General features: G+C 68.0%; 19 protein-coding genes. 10 read left to right on the plus strand and 9 right to left on the minus strand.

Annotated elements, in window-relative coordinates:
* The first annotated feature begins 54 nt into the window (after positions 1–54).
* Both BM417_RS37150 and BM417_RS37155 read left to right on the plus strand, forming a co-directional pair.
* The gene (locus BM417_RS37150) at positions 55–849 is read left to right on the plus strand and encodes an ABC transporter ATP-binding protein (protein ID WP_093604482.1); all 795 of its coding nucleotides are present in this window, start codon (positions 55–57) and stop codon (positions 847–849) included.
* A complete protein-coding gene (locus BM417_RS37155) occupies positions 842–3,364 on the plus strand; it encodes an ABC transporter permease (RefSeq protein WP_093604225.1) in 2,523 nt (840 codons plus the stop codon). The genes BM417_RS37150 and BM417_RS37155 overlap by 8 nt, the downstream gene beginning before the upstream one ends.
* Here the strand turns inward: BM417_RS37155 and BM417_RS37160 are convergent.
* Complete coding sequence (locus BM417_RS37160; protein WP_177320813.1) at positions 3,355–3,987, minus strand: TetR/AcrR family transcriptional regulator; 633 nt, start codon at positions 3,985–3,987, stop codon at positions 3,355–3,357. The two genes, BM417_RS37155 and BM417_RS37160, sit on opposite strands and share 10 nt — an antisense overlap.
* 54 nt (positions 3,988–4,041) lie before the next feature.
* On the opposite strand from BM417_RS37160, the gene BM417_RS37165 reads away from it, so the two are divergent.
* Positions 4,042–4,476: a VOC family protein gene (locus BM417_RS37165; RefSeq protein WP_093604229.1), complete on the plus strand. Its 435-nt coding sequence runs from the start codon at positions 4,042–4,044 to the stop codon at positions 4,474–4,476.
* Positions 4,477–4,594: 118 nt separating this feature from the next.
* On the opposite strand, the gene BM417_RS37170 is transcribed toward BM417_RS37165, so the two are convergent.
* A complete protein-coding gene (locus BM417_RS37170) occupies positions 4,595–5,434 on the minus strand; it encodes a dienelactone hydrolase family protein (RefSeq protein WP_093604231.1) in 840 nt (279 codons plus the stop codon).
* A 241-nt stretch (positions 5,435–5,675) separates the two neighbouring features.
* On the opposite strand from BM417_RS37170, the gene BM417_RS37175 reads away from it, so the two are divergent.
* Complete coding sequence (locus BM417_RS37175) at positions 5,676–7,601, plus strand: endo-beta-N-acetylglucosaminidase (protein WP_177320814.1); 1,926 nt, start codon at positions 5,676–5,678, stop codon at positions 7,599–7,601.
* On the opposite strand, the gene BM417_RS37180 is transcribed toward BM417_RS37175, so the two are convergent.
* On the minus strand, positions 7,585–9,291 hold the full coding sequence (locus tag BM417_RS37180) for a discoidin domain-containing protein (protein ID WP_093604235.1): 1,707 nt from the start codon (positions 9,289–9,291) through the stop codon (positions 7,585–7,587). The two genes, BM417_RS37175 and BM417_RS37180, sit on opposite strands and share 17 nt — an antisense overlap.
* 214 nt (positions 9,292–9,505) lie before the next feature.
* Here BM417_RS37180 and BM417_RS37185 point away from each other — a divergent pair, with 214 nt between their 5' ends.
* Genes BM417_RS37185 through BM417_RS37195 form a run of 3 tightly spaced genes read left to right on the plus strand, consistent with a single transcriptional unit; the run spans position 9,506 to position 11,777 of the window.
* Positions 9,506–10,342: a DUF1996 domain-containing protein gene (locus BM417_RS37185; RefSeq protein WP_093604237.1), complete on the plus strand. Its 837-nt coding sequence runs from the start codon at positions 9,506–9,508 to the stop codon at positions 10,340–10,342.
* The gene (locus tag BM417_RS37190; protein ID WP_093604239.1) at positions 10,339–10,800 is read left to right on the plus strand and encodes a hypothetical protein; all 462 of its coding nucleotides are present in this window, start codon (positions 10,339–10,341) and stop codon (positions 10,798–10,800) included. The genes BM417_RS37185 and BM417_RS37190 overlap by 4 nt, the downstream gene beginning before the upstream one ends.
* 5 nt (positions 10,801–10,805) lie before the next feature.
* Positions 10,806–11,777, plus strand: coding sequence for a LacI family DNA-binding transcriptional regulator (locus BM417_RS37195; RefSeq protein ID WP_245822474.1), 972 nt, complete (start codon positions 10,806–10,808; stop codon positions 11,775–11,777).
* Here the strand turns inward: BM417_RS37195 and BM417_RS37200 are convergent, their stop codons facing one another.
* From BM417_RS37200 to BM417_RS37210, 3 genes are read right to left on the minus strand one after another with little or no spacing between them, the layout of a single operon-like run.
* Positions 11,778–12,437: a hypothetical protein gene (locus tag BM417_RS37200; RefSeq protein WP_093604243.1), complete on the minus strand. Its 660-nt coding sequence runs from the start codon at positions 12,435–12,437 to the stop codon at positions 11,778–11,780.
* Positions 12,434–13,309 carry an ATP-binding cassette domain-containing protein gene (locus BM417_RS37205; protein WP_093604245.1) on the minus strand — a complete coding sequence of 292 codons (876 nt, stop codon included), beginning with the start codon at positions 13,307–13,309 and terminating at the stop codon, positions 12,434–12,436. Before BM417_RS37205 ends, BM417_RS37200 begins: the two co-directional genes overlap by 4 nt.
* Positions 13,309–13,677, minus strand: a complete 369-nt coding sequence (locus BM417_RS37210) for a GntR family transcriptional regulator (protein WP_093604247.1) — start codon at positions 13,675–13,677, stop codon at positions 13,309–13,311. Before BM417_RS37210 ends, BM417_RS37205 begins: the two co-directional genes overlap by 1 nt.
* Positions 13,678–13,743: 66 nt before the next feature.
* On the opposite strand from BM417_RS37210, the gene BM417_RS37215 reads away from it, so the two are divergent.
* Together BM417_RS37215 and BM417_RS37220 are read left to right on the plus strand one after the other, a co-directional pair.
* Positions 13,744–14,562 (plus strand): DMT family protein, encoded by an 819-nt coding sequence (locus BM417_RS37215; RefSeq protein ID WP_093604249.1) that lies wholly within the window; start codon positions 13,744–13,746, stop codon positions 14,560–14,562.
* Positions 14,559–15,236, plus strand: coding sequence for an SDR family oxidoreductase (locus BM417_RS37220; RefSeq protein WP_093604251.1), 678 nt, complete (start codon positions 14,559–14,561; stop codon positions 15,234–15,236). The genes BM417_RS37215 and BM417_RS37220 overlap by 4 nt, the downstream gene beginning before the upstream one ends.
* Positions 15,237–15,328: 92 nt before the next feature.
* Here the strand turns inward: BM417_RS37220 and BM417_RS37225 are convergent, their stop codons facing one another.
* The 3 genes from BM417_RS37225 to BM417_RS37235 form a co-directional block, all read right to left on the minus strand.
* The gene (locus tag BM417_RS37225) at positions 15,329–15,526 is read right to left on the minus strand and encodes an MbtH family protein (RefSeq protein WP_093604253.1); all 198 of its coding nucleotides are present in this window, start codon (positions 15,524–15,526) and stop codon (positions 15,329–15,331) included.
* Between the two features lie 29 nt (positions 15,527–15,555).
* Positions 15,556–16,806 carry a lysine N(6)-hydroxylase/L-ornithine N(5)-oxygenase family protein gene (locus BM417_RS37230; protein ID WP_093604255.1) on the minus strand — a complete coding sequence of 417 codons (1,251 nt, stop codon included), beginning with the start codon at positions 16,804–16,806 and terminating at the stop codon, positions 15,556–15,558.
* Positions 16,807–16,891: 85 nt separating this feature from the next.
* A complete protein-coding gene (locus tag BM417_RS37235; protein ID WP_245822476.1) occupies positions 16,892–17,518 on the minus strand; it encodes an AraC family transcriptional regulator in 627 nt (208 codons plus the stop codon).
* Positions 17,519–17,537: 19 nt separating this feature from the next.
* On the opposite strand from BM417_RS37235, the gene BM417_RS37240 reads away from it, so the two are divergent.
* Complete coding sequence (locus BM417_RS37240) at positions 17,538–17,900, plus strand: DUF4345 domain-containing protein (protein ID WP_093604484.1); 363 nt, start codon at positions 17,538–17,540, stop codon at positions 17,898–17,900.
* The last annotated feature ends 50 nt before the right edge of the window (positions 17,901–17,950 follow it).

The raw sequence follows: 17,950 nt of genomic DNA on the forward strand, positions 1-17,950 counted from the left end.
CAGGGTCGATCTCAGTGAAAGACCTGACCCTTCGGTGTGCCCGTGTCACCGAAGATGGTGCGCACGAAAGCCCATAGGAGGGGACAAGAAGTGAGCGCGTCCGATGGAGTCGCGGCGAGAGCCGTCGACGTGTGGAAGTCTTACGGGTCCGGCGACGCCGCCGTGACCGCGCTCGCGGGGGTGAGCGTCGATCTGGAGAAGTCCAGGTTCACCGCGATCATGGGTCCGTCCGGGTCGGGCAAGTCGACGTTGATGCACTGCCTCGCGGGGCTGGACGACGTCACCAGCGGTGAGGTGTGGGTCGGTGGCACGAAGGTCACCGGGCTGAAGGACCGCGGGCTCACGGAGCTTCGGCGGGACAAGGTCGGTTTCATCTTCCAGCAGTTCAACCTTCTGCCGACGCTGACGGCGGAGGAGAACATCACGCTGCCGCTCGCGATCGGCGGCAAGAAGGTCGACAAGGCGTGGTTCGACGTCGTCGTCGACACGGTCGGTCTGCGCGACCGGCTCACGCACCGGCCGACGCAGCTCTCGGGTGGTCAGCAGCAGCGCGTGGCCTGCGCACGTGCCTTGGTGTCGCGCCCTGACGTCGTGTTCGCGGATGAGCCGACCGGCAACCTGGACTCGCAGTCCGGCGCCGAGGTGCTCGGGTTCCTGCAGCGCTCCGCCCGTGAGTTCGGCCAGACGATCGTGATGGTCACGCACGACCCGAACGCCGCGTCGTACGCCGACCGCGTCATCTTCCTCAAGGACGGCCACATCGTCCGCGAGCTGCTGTCTCCGTCGGCCGAAGAGGTTCTCGACACGATGAAGCACCTCGACTCCGTTGTCGCGGTGCCGCATGTTTAAGGCGACTATCAAGAGCTTGCTGTCGCGCAAGCTCCGCCTGGTGCTGTCCGCGCTCGCGGTGGTGCTGGGTGTGATGTTCGTGTCCGGTTCGTTCGTTCTGACCGACACGCTTCAGCGTTCGTTCACCGACCTGTTCTCGTCGGCCTTCGCCAATGTGGACGTTTCGGTGGCGCCGAAGGCGGAGAAGGGCAAGGAGCCGGAACCGCTGACGCCGCAGGCGATCGCCGACGTGAAGTCGGTGCCGGGCGTGGCGTCGGCCGTCGGCGACGTGCAGGGGTCCGCGCGGCCGATCGGCAAGAACGGCAAGGTCATCACCACGTCGGGCTCGCCCCGGTTCGGTTTCAACTGGACGGGCACCGGCCAGGAGAAGATCCGCGAGGGCAAGGCGCCCGCCGCCGAGAACGAGGTCGTCCTGGGCGGCTATCTCGCGACGACCGGCGGTTTCAAGGTGGGCGACGACATCTCGTTGCTCACGCTGGAGCCCAAGAAGACCTTCAAGGTCACCGGAATCTACGAGTACGCGGGTGGCCGTGACTCGCTGGGCGGCGAGCTGTCGGTGGCGTTCACCGAGCCGGTCGCGCAGCAGTTGTTGCTGGGCAAGAAGGACGTCTTCTCCGGCATCACCGTCACCGCAGCCCAGGGCACGTCGGACGACGCGCTGCGGGACGCCGTCGCGGCGAAGATGGGCTCCGGCTACGACGTCAAGACCGGTGCGGTGCTGGCGAAGGAACAGGCCGACCAGATCAACGAGGGCCTGAAGTTCTTCAACTACGTGCTGCTCGGGTTCGCCGGCATCGCGTTGTTCGTCGGCATCTTCATCATCCTCAACACGTTCTCCATCATCGTCGCCCAGCGCACGCGGGAACTGGCGCTGCTGCGGTCGATGGGCGCCTCACGCGGCCAGGTCATCGGGTCCGTGGTGCTGGAGGCGCTGGTGATCGGCCTGATCGCGTCGATCGTCGGTCTCGGGGCAGGGATCGGCATCGGTGCGTTGCTGGCGAAGATCTTCAGCTCGGTGGGGGGCACCAACCTGCAGCTCGCGGGCATCGGCGTGCCGATGTCGGCGATCATCTCGTCGTTCGCGGTGGGCATGATCGTCACCGTGATCGCGGCGGTCATGCCGGCGCTGCGGGCGTCGCGGATCGCGCCGGTGGCGGCGATGCGCGAGGCGGCCACGCCGGACCGTCCACTCACGAAGATCACGATCACCGGCGCCCTGGTGGCGGCCGCGGGTGGCACGTCGCTGGCGTTCGGCTTCAACCAGGCCTCGCTGCCGTTGATCTTCGGCGGCATCCTCGTGGCGTTCGTCGGTGTCGCACTGCTGACCCCGATCCTGTCCAAGCCGATGGTGTCGCTGATCGGCCGCCTGCTGTCGTGGTCGATGCCAGGCCTGTTGGGACGCCGCAACTCCGCGCGCAACCCGCGCCGCACCGCGATCACCGCGGCCGCGCTGATGGTCGGCATCTCGCTGATCACCGGCGTGAGCGTGGTGCTGACGTCGGCGACCAAGTCGATCGAGAAGCTGGCCACCGGTCAGCTCCAGACCGACCTGATCATCTCCGGCGAGGGCCAGATGGAGGGCCAGGCCGCGACGTTCAAGCGGGACGTCCTGACCAAGATCGAGAAGACCGACGGCGTCAAGTCGGCGGTCGGCTGGTCGCAGGACGGCGTGCTCCAGGGCGAGAACCAGCTGTTCGCGGTCGGCGTCACCGACATGCCCGCGATGGCGACGATGTTCGCGCTGAAGCCGAAGTCCGGTGACATCAAGCCGCTGAAGGACGGCCAGCTCGCGCTGCCGGAGGAGATGGCGGCCGAGAAGGGCTGGACGGTCGGCAGCACGGTCACGCTGCAACTGGCCAAGGCCGCGGCGCCGCAGAACTACACGGTCGCCTTCATCTGGGCCAAGTCGCAGGTGCTGCAGGGCGCGCTCGTCCTGCCGGAGTCGGCCTCGGCGCAGTTCCGGTCCGACCAGATCGCTCAGGCGTTCGTCCAGGTCTCATCGGGCGTGTCCGCGGCGGACGTGCAGAAGCGCGTCGAACCGCTGTTCGCGGACAACCCGGAGATCACCGTCCAGGACCGCAGCGCGTTCGTGAAGCAGACGACCTCGCAGTTCGACACGGTCCTGCTGATGATCCAGATCCTGCTGGCGCTGGCGATCCTGATCGCCGTCCTCGGCGTCATCAACACCCTGGCGCTGTCGGTGATCGAACGAACCCGCGAACTGGGCCTGCTGCGGGCCGTCGGCATGCGGCGGTCGCAGGTGATGCGGATGATCACCGTCGAGTCGGTGGTGATCTCGGTGTTCGGCGCGGTGCTCGGCCTCGCGGTCGGTCTCGCCCTGGGCATCGCGACCGTGCAGGCGCTGAAGGACCAGGGCATCTCGGAGATCGGACTCCCCTGGATGACCATGGCCCAGTACCTGGTGGTGGCGGCGTTCGTCGGCGTGATCGCGGCGATCCTGCCGGCGATCCGAGCGGCCAGGCTGAACGTGCTGGACGCGATCGCCTACGAGTGAGGTTGTACGAGTCGTGTCCAGGTTTCGGCCAGCCACGACTCGTACCGCTCCACCGACAGGTCCGTGGTCCTGGTGAGCAGCAGGTAGGTCTCGGCCTGGCCGAGCACCGCACCGGTCTCCGCGACCCAGTCCACGTTCTCCTCTGACATCAGGCCATCGGCGGCAAGCTTCCGGAAGAAGCCGCCGATGGCCTGATGTGTCTGCGTGCGGCCCGCCTGCGCGCGTTCGGCGATCTCGGGCTCGATCGCCTCGGCCTGCTGCGCCACCTTCAGCAACGCCCCGGTGCGCTCCATGAGCTGCGCGCTGATCCTGGCCATCCGCGCGATCCGCTCCCCCGCTGTCGGCGCGTTCATCGCCTGCTGGAACCAGTCGCGGTCCGGCACGGCCACGCGGTGGTAGTCCCCCGCGATCGCCACGTCGAGACAGCGCTGGAGCAGCGCGGCCTTGCCCTCGAACCGCACGTACACCGTGCGTGCGCCCACGCCGGCGCGTTTCGCCACGTCGGTCAACGTCGTGGCGACGTAGCCGTGTTCGGTGAACAGCTCGGTCGCCGCCTCGATGATCCGGACCTCGGTGTCCGCCCGCCGTGCCGCTCGCAGATCCCTGTTGACGTCTTCTGCCACATGTTGCAGTCTAACTGCATAAGTGCAGTCTTACTGCAATCAGGAGGTCACGAGATGAGCAACGCGCCACTGCTGGAGGGCATCCACCACCTCAAACTGCCGGTCTCCGACCTGGAGAAGTCGCTGGCCTGGTACCAGGACCACCTCGGCTACCTGCCCGTCATGCACTTCGTCGAGGAGGGCGTCCTGATGGGTGTCGCCCTGGCGCATCCCAACGGCGGGCCGGGCTTCGCGATCCGCCTCAACCCGGAGAAGGCCGTCGCGGCGGCCGGGTTCGACTACTTCGCCATCGGCGTGCCGGGAGAGGAGGCCATCAACGCGCTCGCGGCGCACCTCGCCGCGCAGGGCGTCGCGCACGCGGGCGTGACGCGGACGCAGGTCGGCTGGCTGTTGTCCGGCGTCACCGACCCGGACGGGTACGACATCCGCTTCTACACGGTTCCGCTGGAGATCCCGGAGGGCGCCGGGCTGATGGTGAGAGAGACATGACCGGGTCGCTGCGCCAGGCCGTCGCAAGCTGGCACAGCAACCCGATCAGTCAGGCCGTTGAAGCCGCCCCGGCGGTCGCTTGGGCAACTCCCTGTCTGTACTGGTTACTCGTTCAAGATCACGCGTGTGGGCACGTGTCCCGGTACGCCGAGATCAAGGTGTTCGGCGCGGGCGCCGGGCACAGGAACTGGTCGTAGCGCACGTCGTCGTCCACGAACCGCTTGAGCCACGACAGCGTGTACTTCCGTACCGTCACGTTGTCGCTGCGAGGCGCCGAGTGGTCGCCGCCGCGCAGTTCCAGGAACGCCTTGTCGGGCGCGGCCGTGATCGAGTTGTAGAACGGCGTCGAGTGCTGCGAGTTGGGCGCGGTGGGGTCGTTCTGGCCGCCGAGCACCAGGGTCGGCACCTGGACCGTCGACCAGCTCTTGGTGGTGTGCCAGCCGGCCATCGGGATCGAGGCCTGCAGGGCGGGTCGGGTCGCGGAGGCGCGCAGTGCACCGCCGCCGCCCATGGAGTGGCCCATCACGGCGAGGCGCGAGGCATCGACGCGCGGGTTGGTTCGGACCACGTAGTCCAGTGCTGCCAGCAACTGACGGCCCCGGCTGTCGGGGTCGTCGAAGCCGGACAGGGTGTTGATGGTGATCACGACGAACCCGTAGGACGCCAGGCGCGGGCCGAAGTGCGCGACGGACGACTGGGTGGCGGTGAAGCCGGGTGAGACGGCGACGGCGCCGAACGTGAGATCACTGGTCGGGGTGTAGACCGTGCCGCCGCCGAAGTTCGACTGGCGGGACACGGCCGCGGACGTCACGGCGAAGGTGCCGCGAGCTGCCTCGACCGTTGCGGCCGTAGGTGCGGGGCCGCGTTCGTAGGGGTTGGCCGCCGCGGTGGCGACGGCGGGGGTGGCGACCGGGATCAGCGCCAGGGTGAGTGCCGCAAGCACGACTTTGATGCGCACGACGATGACACCTCGATTGGTTGCAGGGGAACCAAAAACCGACGGCGAGGCTCACGCTACCGCCCGGTAGCTCCGAACGGATTCGGCCACATGGATGGTTACGGGGACATTTCGACGATGTTCGACAACTGGTCACCGAACGCGGTTCGTCACCCAGCGCAGCGGACCGGGACGTTGTCGTCCTGTTCAGTCACCGTAGAAGCGGTATGCGGCGAATCAGATGGCGCACAAGGGTGATCACGTGCCCACTCGGAGACAGTTCCTCGTTCTGAGCTCCACAGCAGCACTCACCAGTCTGCTGTCCGAGACTCCCGCGTCCGCAGCCGAAGTCGCGCAGCCCTACGCGTCGTACTGGCACCCGGCGACGATCCTGAACTGGGATCCGTCGACCGACCGGGACGCGAAGTACAACCGCAGCACGGTGCCGCTCGCGAGACGTGTCGTTCCGGCCAGACCGGCCAACGCGCACGCCCGTCCCAACGAGGCTCGAGTGCAGGCTCTGGTGGCGTACGCGCCCACGAGCAACAACCCCGCCCAGGGCGCGCTCGACATGAACTACTACGCCACGAACTACTGGCAGTACATCGACGAACTGGTGTTCTGGGGCGGATCCGCGTCCGAGGGCCTGATCCTCGCGCCGAACCCGACCGTCACCGACGCGGCCCACCGCAACGGGGTCAAGGTGATCGGCAACGTGTTCCTCCCGCCGACCGCGTACGGCGGCCAGATCCAGTGGGTCCGCGACTTCGTCAAACGCGAGGGCGACCGGTTCCCCGTGGCGGACAAGATGATCCAGGTCGCGCGCCACTACGGGTTCGACGGCTGGTTCCTCAACCAGGAGACCGCCGGCGGCAACACCCAGCTCGCGAACGACATGCGCGACTTCATCGTGTACATGAAGAAGTCCGGGCTGCGGGTCATCTGGTACGACGCGATGACCGACACGGGCAGCGTCAGCTGGCAGAACGCCCTGACCGCGCGCAACCGGATGTTCTTCGAGCAGTCCGACGAGATGTTCATGAACTTCTGGTGGAGCACGCAGGGTCTCGCGAACTCGGCCGCGCTGGCCCGGCAGATGGGCCGCAGCCCGTACGACCTGGCGTCCGGTGTGGACGTCGAGGCCAACGGCTACAACACGAGCATCGGCTGGGCGAGTGTCTTCCCCGAGAACAAGCCGCACGTGACGTCGCTCGGCTTCTACCGTCCGGAATGGACGTTCAAGTCGGCGAGCAGCCCCGCCGACTTCTACAGCCGGGACAACAGGTTCTGGGTCGGCCAGAACGGCGACCCGGCGAACACCACGACGACGGCGAGCTGGAAGGGCGTCGCCCACTACATCACCGAGCTCACGCCGATCACGAGCCTGCCGTTCGTCACGAACTTCAACACCGGCCACGGCAGGAAGTTCGCGGTCGGCGGCACGGTCCGGTCGGCGCAGGCGTGGAACAACCTGTCGTTGCAGGACGTCCTGCCGACGTGGCGGTGGAGCGTCACCGGCACCGGCACGAAGGTCACGCCGTCGCTCGACTGGGACGACCCGTACGACGGCGGCACCGCGCTGAAGATCACCGGCACCCCGCAGTCCGCCAACGACGTCCGGCTGTTCGCGACGTCGCTGAAGCTCACCGGCAGCAGCCAGTTCGAGATCGTCCACCGCACCGGCACCGGTCCGTCGAGGCTCCAGGCGATCCTGCGGTTCGGCACGGCAGAACACGTCCTCGACCTCGGCGGGGTCAGCGGGGCGTGGCGGCGCAGCGTCTTCCCGCTCGGCGAGCACTCCGGCGCGACGCTCACGGAGATCTCGCTGCGGGTCCTGCCCGGCGCGGCGATCACGGCGCTGATCGGCCGGATCGGCGTGACGAACCCGGTCATGACGCCACCCGCGAGCCCGTCCAACGTCCGGGTCGAGCAGGTGAGCCGCACCAACGCCACGACGGCATCGGCACGGCTCACCTGGACTCGTTCGCCCGGCACGATCAGGCAGTACCGGGTCTACAAGTGGACCGGTTCCGAACGGATCTTCCTCGGTGGCACGACGAACGACGCGTACTTCGTGCCGGCGATCCCGCTCAACTCGGGCGAGACCGCGCAGATCGAGGTCGAGGCGGTCAGCGAGGCGTTCGACGTCTCACCGCCCGCGCAGATCTCGATCACTGGTACACCCTGACGTAGTCCAGCACCATGTCCTGCGGCAGCTGCGTCCCGGCCCCCGGCGGGCCGGGCCAGTCGCCGCCCACCGCGTTGTTGATGATGAGGAAGAACGGGTGGTCGTAGACCCACGGCCCGCGGGTGGTCTCCAGCTGGTTCCGGTCGACGGTGAAGAACCTGTTGCCGTCCACGCTGAACGTCATGTGGCTGGAGTCCCACTCCACCGCGAACGTCCGGAACGCCGATGACGCCGGTTGACCGAGAGCGAGCTGCTGCCCGAACCCGCCCGCGCCGTAGTAGCCGGGCGCGTGCAGCGTCGAGTAGAAGTTGTTCGGCTCGCGACCGACGTGTTCCATGATGTCGATCTCGCCGCAGGCGGGCCACGGCGTGCGCTTGTCGAAGAAGTCCGCGCCCAGCATCCAAAACGCCGGCCACAGCCCCTGCGTCGACGACACCTTGATCCGCGCCTCGACCCGGCCGTAGGTGAAGGTGAACCTGCCGTAGGTGTTGAGCCGTGCGGACGTGTACTGGCAGGTCCCGCTGCCGCTGACCGGATCCACCGGGCACGCGCTGCCCGGCGTCACCTCACGCCGCGCCTGGAGCACCAGGTTGCCGTTGCCGTCGTGCCGGGCGTTGTTGTTGTTCGTGTAGTACTGGAGCTCGTTGTTCACGCCCGGCCCGATCTCCGGCGTCCACTTCGAAGCGTCCGGCGCGGCGCCCGCAGGCGCGTTGAACTCGTCCGCCCACACCAGCCGGCCGGGAAACGTCGGGTTCGGCGGCAACGGCGGTGGTGTGATCGGAGCGCCACCCGTGCCGTAGACCTGGAACTCCCACAGCGAGTAGCCGTAGCCGTTCGACCTGGCCGTGCCGTACATCCGCACGTACCGTCCGGTGCCGTTGACCGTCAGCGTCTCCTTGAACCCGCGGCTCGCGGTGGTCGAGTAGATCTCGCGCCAGGTCGAGTTGTTGTCGGAGACCTCGATCCGGTACGCGGTGGCGAACGCCGGATCCCACTGCAGCACGACCTTGGAGATCGTGGCGGTGGCGCCGAGGTCGACGGAGATCCAGCCCGGGTCGACCCAGCCGTTCGTCGCGCTCGTCGCCCAGCGGGTGGCGGGATCGCGGTCGAACGCCTTGGCCGGGGTGCACTGGCCGCAGGCCGGGTCGTCCTGGAACGTCGACGCGGCACCGGTCCTGCCGTAGGAGAGCAGGGTTTCCGCCGCACTCCCCTGGGTGCCGAACACCTGGAACTCCCACAGCGAGTAACCCCACTGCGTGGCCCGCTGGGTGAGGTCGAGGCGCACGTACCTGCCGGTGCCGGTGACCGCCAGGGTCTCGGTGCCGCCGGGCCCGGTGGTCGTTCTGCGCAGCTCCTGCCACGAGTTGCCGTCGGCGGAGATGCTGAGCGTGTACGCCCTGGCGCTCGCGGTCTCCCAGGCCAGCACGACCTGGTCGACCCGCGCGGACTGCCCGAGGTCGATCTGGATCCACTGCGGGTCGCTGAACGCGCTGGACCAGCGGGTTCCGGCGTCACCGTCGACCGCCGCGGCGGCGCCGAACACGGCGTTCTCACTGCTGGACGCGGTGACCGGACGGTTCTGCGAGATCAGCGGACCGGCGGCCGAGGCCGGCACCGGGACGATCAGAGCGGCCGCGACCATCGCCGCGACGAACAGAGGGAGTCTTCCGCGTTGAAGCCTTCCTGACATGAATGCTCCTGAGGCCGGAGAACGGGACGGCGGCGCGAGAGAGCGCTCTCTGGGACAGGAGTTCAGAGCCGAGAGTCAGGGCATCAGGCATGCCGTGTCAAGAAAACCGGGACTTCTGAACGTTTCTTGCGGATTGACGGCTCATTACGGGCTGCGCCATGCTCGATGGGCGTGAGAGCGCTCTCCCAATCCTGCTGCGGAGAGGAAAGCTTCAATGAGGAAGCCTTTGTTCCACATCGCCGCCGTCATCGGACTGATAGCCACGGCTCTCAGCATTCCCGTTGCGGCACAAGGAGAACCTGTTCGCGTGGCCGAGTTCCTCGCGGAGTGCCCGATCAGCCACCGGCTGGCGGACGACCCGATCGTGCTGCCGAACCTGGCCGGGGCCTCGCACTTCCACGACTTCTTCGGCAACCACTCGACGAACGCCCGGTCCACCCAGCAGTCGCTGGAAGGCCAGACCGGCAACTGCAACCCGGCCGCGGACATCTCGTCCTACTGGGTGCCGACGCTGTACCGGAACAACACGGCGATCGCACCGACCGGAGTCACGTTCTACTACCTCGGCGAAGGCGTGAACAACCCGGCGGCGATCCAGCCGACGCCGTACGGGTTGAAGATCGTCGCGGGCAACGCGAAGGCCACGGGTGACGCCGACAGCATCGCGCGCTGGTCCTGCCTGCACGCCGGGCACGTCAACCCGTCCAAGAACTTCGTGACCTGCCCGGCGGGCACGATGCTGGAGACCTACCTGGACTTCCCGCAGTGCTGGGACGGCCGCAACCTCGACTCGGCCGACCACAAGTCCCACATGTCCTACCCGGTCGCGGGCGGCTGCCCGTCGAGCCACCCCGTCTCGGTGCCGAAACTCCGGATGGTGCTCAGGTATCCGGTCAACGGCAGCACGGCCGGACTGCGCCTCGCTTCTGGCACAGGGCAGACGATGCACGGTGACTTCTTCAACGTGTGGCCGCGCGCCGAGATGGAGCGCCGCGTCCGCAACTGTCTCAACGTGGTGATCAAGTGCGACCACGCCGGCAACCACGGTTGACAGCACTCCTGCTGGCAGGCCTTCTCGCGGCCTGCCAGCAGGCTCCACCTCCGCAGCCTCCTCCACCCACGACTCCCCAGAACGGTTACGGCGCAACGGAACGGGCGTTCGTCGAGCTCGCCATCGCCACCGACGAGCAGGCGCTCAAGCTGCTCGACCTGACGGACTCCGCCTCGCTCAAGGAGAACCGGAACATCGAGCTCACCGAACTGAGGAAGCTGCTCGACGCGCCGTACGTCAACAACCACGCCGGGCACGACATGCCAGGAATGCCGACGGATGCCGAGATCCAGCTCGCCTCGACCAGCCCGGACGCGCTGAAGCAGTTCGTCCGCACGCACCTCACCGAGTCGCTGGAGGTCGTGCGGTCGGCCGGTTCCGCGATCACCCACCCGCCGACCGCCGAGGTGGTCAAGCTGATGGAACGCCACCGCACGGCGGAACTGGCGGCCGGGTGAAGCGCGTGACGCTGGAGGAGGTGGCCCGCGTGGCCGGAGTGTCGCGCGCGACCGCGTCGAGAGTGGTCAACGGTGCCTCCAGCGTCGACGAGTCACTCCGGCACGCCGTGCAGAAAGCCATCTCCAGCACCGGTTATCTGCCGAACATCGCCGCGCGGTCGCTCGTCACGCGCCGGGCCGACGCGATCGGGTTGCTGCTGCCCGACGAACGCCGGATGGACGGCGACCCGCACCTCGCGAGCGTCGTCAGCGGTGTCACCAGGGTCGTGCGGCCGCTCGGCATCCACCTGGTGCTGATGATGACCGGGCCGGGCACGCGTGAGCAGGCGATGAGCGACCTGCGCTGCGGACGTCTGGACGGCGTGATCCTCGTGCACACCGATCCGGCGGATCCGGTGCCAGGTCAGCTGATCGCGGCCGGGCTGCCGGTCGTGCTGGCCGGCCGCCCGCTCAGGCCGATGCCGATCACCTACGTCGACGTGAACCAGACGGCTGGCGCCGCCCTCGCAGGCCGAAGGCTCAAGTCGTTGCAGTGCAACAGGATCGCGACGATCACCGGGCCGCAGGACACCCCGGCGGGCCAGGACCGGCTCGCCGGGTTCCTCGCCGAGGTACCGGACGCCGTGGTGGTGCACGGCGACTTCACCCGGCAGTCCGGCGTGGCCGCGATGGAACGACTGATCGGATGCTGCCCGGACGTCGACGGCGTGTTCATCGCCTCGGACCTGATGGCGAACGGCGCGATCCCCGTGCTGCACCGCAGCGGCCGCAAGGTTCCCGACGACGTGGCGATCGTCGGGTTCGACGACAGCAGCGCCGCGCTGACGTCCGAACCCGAGCTCACGACCGTCCGCCAGCCGATCAGCGACATGGCCGCGGAGATGGCACGTCAGCTGCTGCGCCAGATCGGCGAGCCGCGCACCCCCGTCACGTCGGTGGTCTTCGAGCCGTCGCTGGTGGTGCGGGACAGCGGCTGATCACGTGGTGCGCAGCCGCACCGGCATGTCCCTGGCGATCGCCCACGTCCCGGCCAGCGCGACCAGGAACGCCGCCACCGACACCAGGTGCCAGCCGGAGCCCAGCAACACCGGCAGGTCTGGGACGAACGGCAGCTTGCCCGATCCGGGGATCCCCGTGGTCGTGACGGCCACGAGCGACAGGGCGATCGGGATCGAGAAGATGCCGCCGGCGCCGAACCGGTCGAAGGCCGCCGCGCAGAACATGCCGACCGCGCACCACACCAGGAACATCAGGAAGTACGCGACCGATGAGCCGTGCTCGTCCGCACGCCAGTCCATCAGCGAGTAGATCCCGCCCTCCACGAGGAATCCCAGCCAGCCGAGCAGCCCCATCACGAACGCCAGCACGACGCTGAAAGCAGAGGCTCCGGCGAGGAACTCCCGACGCGTCCGGCCGTGCGCGACGGCGATCGGCAACAGGTTGTGGATCAGGTAGATGCCCACCCAGAACAGGAACCAGCGCGCGACCTGCGACGCCACGACGTTCCACGCGCTGATCTCGACGTCGCGGAACGCCGACACCACGAACGTGGTCACGACGGCGAACGCGAAGGCGCCGGCCGCGACCAGGACGCAGAACACGGCGATCGAGGTGATCAGGTGCCGGAAGATCTTCACCGCTTGCCTCCGACCGGTTCGGTGAGGTGGACGAACAGGTCCTGCAACGCGATCGGGCCGAGCTCCAGGCCCAGCTGACGGGCACGGATCAGCTGGTCGTAGTCGAGAGCGCCGTAGAGCATCGCGGCCTTGGTGCTTCCCAACGACTTCTCGCTGAGCACGGTCAACGCCGCGGTGAACTCGTCGACGTCGGAGACGTTCCCAGTGACCTCGGTACCGCGCGAGCGCAGCACGTCGGCCTCTTCCTGCAGCACCAGGCGGCCGCTGTCGATGATCAGGACCTCCTCCAGCAACGAGGCGAGCTCCTCGATGAGGTGAGTGGAGATGACGATCGTGCGCGGGTGCTCCATGAAGTCGTTGAGCAGCGCGTCGTAGAACGCGTACCGGGTCGGCGTGTCCATGCCGAGGTGCGCCTCGTCCAGCATCGTCAGCGGTGAACGGCTGGCTAGCCCGATCACGACGCCGAGCGCGGACCGCTGACCCAGCGACAGCGCGCCGACCTTCGTCTTGAGGTCGATCTTGAACAGGTCCACCAGTTCCAGTGCGTACGCGTTGTCCCACGTGTCACGCCAGGCCGCGCCGTACTCCAGCACGTACGAGACCTTGTCGCCCTTGTCCGCGGCATCGGCGGAGTGCCGGACCAGGCACACCTGGCGCATCGCGGCGGCGTTCTCGAAGACCGGGGCGCCGTCGAGCTGAACGGATCCTGAAGGCTTGCGATAACCCGCCAGGGTCGACATCAGGCTGGTCTTGCCGGAGCCGTTGCGGCCGAGCAGCCCGTAGATCTTGTTGCCGGACAACGAGAAGCTCATGTCGTCGACGGCCGTGACCTCACCATAGCGAACCGTTAAGCCCTGTACGTCAACCCGCATCACACGCCCCCGTTGTTCTCGTGCTGTTCGATCCGGCGGATGACCTCGGCGAGCGGAATGCCGATAGCGCGGGCCTCCGCGACCATCGGGTCCACGACCTCGCCGAAGAAGCTCTCCCGCCCCTGTGCCCGCAGCATGTCGCGAGCCCTCGTGCTCACGAACATCCCGATCCCCCTCTTCTTGTAGAGCACCTGCTCGTCCACGAGCTGCTGGAACGCCTTCGCGGCGGTCGCCGGGTTGATCCGGTAGTAGGAGGCGTACTGGTTGGTCGACATGACCTGCTCGTCCGCCTTCAACACCCCGCTGAGCACGTCCGCCTTGATCCGGTCGGCGATCTGCCGGTAGATCGGGCTCCGGTCGTCGAACATGGGCCTAGTTCCTTGGTTCGTTACTCATGTAATGAACCATAGCAGTGGCGGCGTAGCATTCACCACGTGGTCGGGGTCGCGATTCTGTGCGCGGTGCTCGCGGCCGGGTGCAGCGCGCTCGGCGCGATGTGGCAGCACGCCGGGGTGCAGGAGACGACCGACCTGAAGCTGACCTCGGCGCTCCAGCTCGTGCGGTCACGCCGGTGGGTCTCCGGGTTCCTGGTGCTGTTCGCGTGCGCGGTTCTGCAGGTCGTCGCGCTGGCGCTGGCCCCGGTGTCGGTGGTCGCGCCACTGAACGCGCTGGCCATCCCGATCATCGCGGTGGCACGCGCACGACGCCTGACCGGGCTGCTCGCCGTGGCGGTGCTGGTGACGACGGCCGGGATCGTGGTGTTCGTGTCGATCACGGCGGGCGCGGCGATACCGACCGAGGTGTCGCCGAAGGTGGCGCTGCAGGCCGGGCAACTCGTCGTCGCGGGCGTGCTGGTGTGCGTCGTGGCCGCGACCTTCACCGCGGACGCCGTGCGGGCTCTGGCGCTCGCCGTGGGCGCCGGGATCGCCTACGGACTGGTCGCCGTGCTGGTCAGGGACGTGACGACCGCGCTGCCGCTGATCGAATGGGTCTCGCTCGGCGGGTTAGCAGTCGCCTTCCTGACCGGGGCGTGGTTCATCCAGCTCGGATACGCCGCCGGACCGCCGGATCTCGTCGTGGCCGGGCAGACAGTGGTGAACCCGATCGTCGCCGCGTGGATCGGCATCAAGCTGCTCGGCGAGGGCACGGGCATGAGCGGGCTGTCGCAGGCCGGTCTGGTGATCAGCGCCGTGGCCGCCGTGTCCGGCACCGTCGTGCTGGCCTACTACCACCGTGCCAGAGTGACGGCATGACCTTCGTCGTCACGGGTGGCAGTGGTTCGCTGGGCAAGCACGTCGTCGCCGCGCTGCCGGGGGCCAAGGCGGTCTCACGCTCCACCGGAACGGATCTGTTGCGCGGCACGGGGTTGAACGCTCTGCGGGCGGACGTGGTGGTGCACTGCGCGACGTCGTTCCGGCACGAGGTGCGGATGGCGCGGGCGGTGCTGGCCTCGAAGCCCGCGCACCTGGTCTACATCTCGATCGTCGGCTGTCACGAGGTGCCGCTCCCCTATTACAAGCAGAAGCTCGCCGCCGAGCGGGTGATCATCGATTCCGGTGTGCCGCACACGATTCTGCGGGCCACGCAGTTCCACTCGTTGCTGCACAAGATGTTCGAGGGCTCCTCGAAGCTGCCGTTGATGCTCGTGCCGGGGTTCCGCTTCCAGCCGGTCGACGAGGCCGAGGTCGGCCTGGAACTGGCCGCGCTGGCCCAGGCGCCGCCGGCGGGCAAGGCACCCGAGATGGGCGGCCCGGAGATCCGCGAAGCCGTCGACTTCGCACGGATGTACTTGGCGGCAACGGGAAAGAAGCGCACGCTCGTGCCGTTGAAGGTGCCTGGGGCCACGTACCGCGCCTACCGCGCGGGCGGGAACCTGACTCCCGGCCGCGCGGTGGGCAAGCGAACGTTCGAGGACTACCTGAGCTGACTGCCTCACGTGAGTTCGCGTCGGTCGTCCGGCCGACTTCCCGGCGAACTCACCGCCGTCTGCGGAGCAGCGGCAATCAAACACAGCGGCCGTCAAACACGGATAGAGGCCGGACGCAGGTCCGTCCAGTTCTCCTCGACGTAGGCCAGGCACGCCTCGCGGCTCTCCTCGCCGAACACCGTGGTCCACCCGGCGGGCACCTCCGCGAACACCGGCCACAGCGAGTGCTGCTGCTCTTCGTTGACCAGCACGAAGAAACGGCCTTCCGGGTCCTCGAACGGGTTGGTCATGACAGGTCCTTCCTCACGAACTACTGGAACTACTTGACTGCCTGGAGCTTCGGTTCTGCCTGCTGCTGGGCGACCCGCCGCAGCACCGAGTCGAGAATCTCGCCGACGCGCACCGCCGTGTTCGACAGCAGCGACGACGTGATGCCGTGCGTGTGTTCGGTGCCGCCCTGGAGGTAGATGCCGCCGCGCAGGCCGTTGTCCGTGACGACGCGGTAGTCGCGGGTCACCTTCAGCCGGCCGCGCTCGTCGCGTTCGCAGTGGTGAGCGAGGTCGCCGAGCAGCCTGACCGGGTTCGCCGGACGGTAGCCCGTCGCGTAGACGATCACGTCGGCGTCGATCGGCAGCTGCCCGCCGCCGGCGAGCGACTCGACCACGCACTTGCCGTCGGCGGTCACGTCGGTGAGCTTGGAGGTGTTGTGCAGCAACAACCTCTGCCGGCCGACGACCTTCTCCCGGTAGACGCGGCGGTACAGCTCCTCGATCAGGTCGCCGTCGACCACGCCGTAGTTCGTGTTGGCGTGGTAGCCCATCAGCTTCTGCTTGACCTCCTCCGGCGCGGAGTAGAAGTCGTCCACCGCGGCGGGATCGAAGATCCGGTTCGCGAACGAGCTGTCGTCGGCGGGGCTGTAGCCGTAGCGCGCGAAGACGCCGTGCACCTCCGCCTCGGGGAAGCGGTCGTGGAAGAACGCCACGGCCTCGGCCGCGCTCTGCCCGGCGCCGACCACGACGACCTGGCGCGGGTTCTTCAGGCTGTCGACGCGGGTGAGCAGGTCCTTGTTGTGCCAGATCCGGTCGCTCGTCTCGATGCCGTCCGGCAGGTTGGCCTCGAGGCCGGTCGCCAGCACCAGGTTGCGGGCCCTGACCTGCTGCTCGCCGACGGTGAACTCGAAGCCGTCGTCGCAGGTCCGCACCTGCGAGACCTCGGCGCCGTACGACACGTGGTGCCCGACCTGTTCGGCGGCCCACTCGAAGTAGTCGTGGAACTCCTTGCGCAGCGGGAAGAGGTTCTTGTGGTTGACGAAGTCGATCAACCGCCCGCGGTCGCGCAGGTAGCACAGAAAGCTGAAACCGCTGGTGGGGTTGCGCAGCGTGACAAGGTCCTTGAGGAAGGACACCTGCATGGTGGCGTCCTCGAGCAGCATGCCCCGGTGCCAGCCGAACCGCGGCTGCCTCTCGAAGAAGCGGGCCCGGACAGGCAGCGCGTGTTCCTCCACTGCGATCGCGAGAGCGAGGTTGGACGGCCCGAACCCAATTCCGGCCAGGTCTAACACCGGTTCCATCGCGATCCTCTCCTGGCACTCTCCAAGGCGTAAAGTAACCCTAACTTAACTAAGGTATGCCTTAGCTAGTACATTCGGACGTGATCTACGCCGCTGGAGCGCCGTTCGACCCCGGCTCGAGGACGATTCGGGCGTTCCTCCTGAGCAACGTGCTCGCGGTCAGCCCGAACATGTCGTGGAAGCTGTCGCTGAAGTGGCTCGGCGAGGCGAACCCGGCCTCGGCGGACGCCCTGGTCAGATCCGCGCCTCCGGCGGTGGCCGCCGCGACCTTCAACATCCGCACCCACAACCGGTACCTGCGGAAACTCGTGCCCGTGTGCGCCGAGAAGAGGTGCAGGAACCTCGACGCCGACAGGCTGAGCTCGGCCGCGACCTGCGGCGCGCTCAGGCAGGGGTGTGCCTGCAGGAGATCCAGCGCGGCCCGGATCCGGTCGTCGGCCAGGTCGGGTTCGAGGTAGAGGAACAGCATCCGGCCGTCCGACACGACCTGGTGCCGTGTTCTCGCCGGGATGAGGACGCTGCGGACCTCGCGCTCGTCGTCGCCGATGCGGAGCAGGAACGGCGCGTCGACGCCGAGCGCGAAGCAGTGCACGGAGCCGGAGTGCGGGTCGAGCTCGAGCGACGGGCCCAGGTAGGCGGCCTGACCGGGCCAGATCCAGATCGTGGCCCGCTCGGCGGGGCAGCACGTTTCCGGAAGCGCGGCATCGGTCACGCGCCCGATGATTCCACGTGTGCAGATCACGATCATCGTCGTCGCCGCGGTGTTCTTCCTCGGCATGGGCCTCTACGCCCTGGTCGCGCCCGCGGCCCTCGCCAGACCGTTCCGCATCCTCGTGAACGCACCGGAGAGCCGGTCCGAGATTCGCGCGGTCTACGGCGGTTTCGGCCTCGCGATCGCCGCCGTGCTGACCTTCGCCGCGATCGACGACGGCATCCGTCAGGGCGTGGTCGTCACGGTCGCGGCGGCGCTGGCGGGCATGGCCCTGGGACGGCTCGTCTCTCGGCTCGCCGACGGACCCACGGCGTTCTACCCGATCTGGTTCTACTTCTGGGTGGAGGCGGTCATGGCCGCGTTGCTGTTCGCCGTCGCCTGAGGTGGAACCGGCCCGGTCGCCGTGGGGGCGCAGAAATTCCACGACGACCG

The organism is Lentzea waywayandensis (genome assembly GCF_900115955.1).
In the GTDB taxonomy this organism is placed as follows: Bacteria; Actinomycetota; Actinomycetes; order Mycobacteriales; family Pseudonocardiaceae; genus Lentzea; species Lentzea waywayandensis.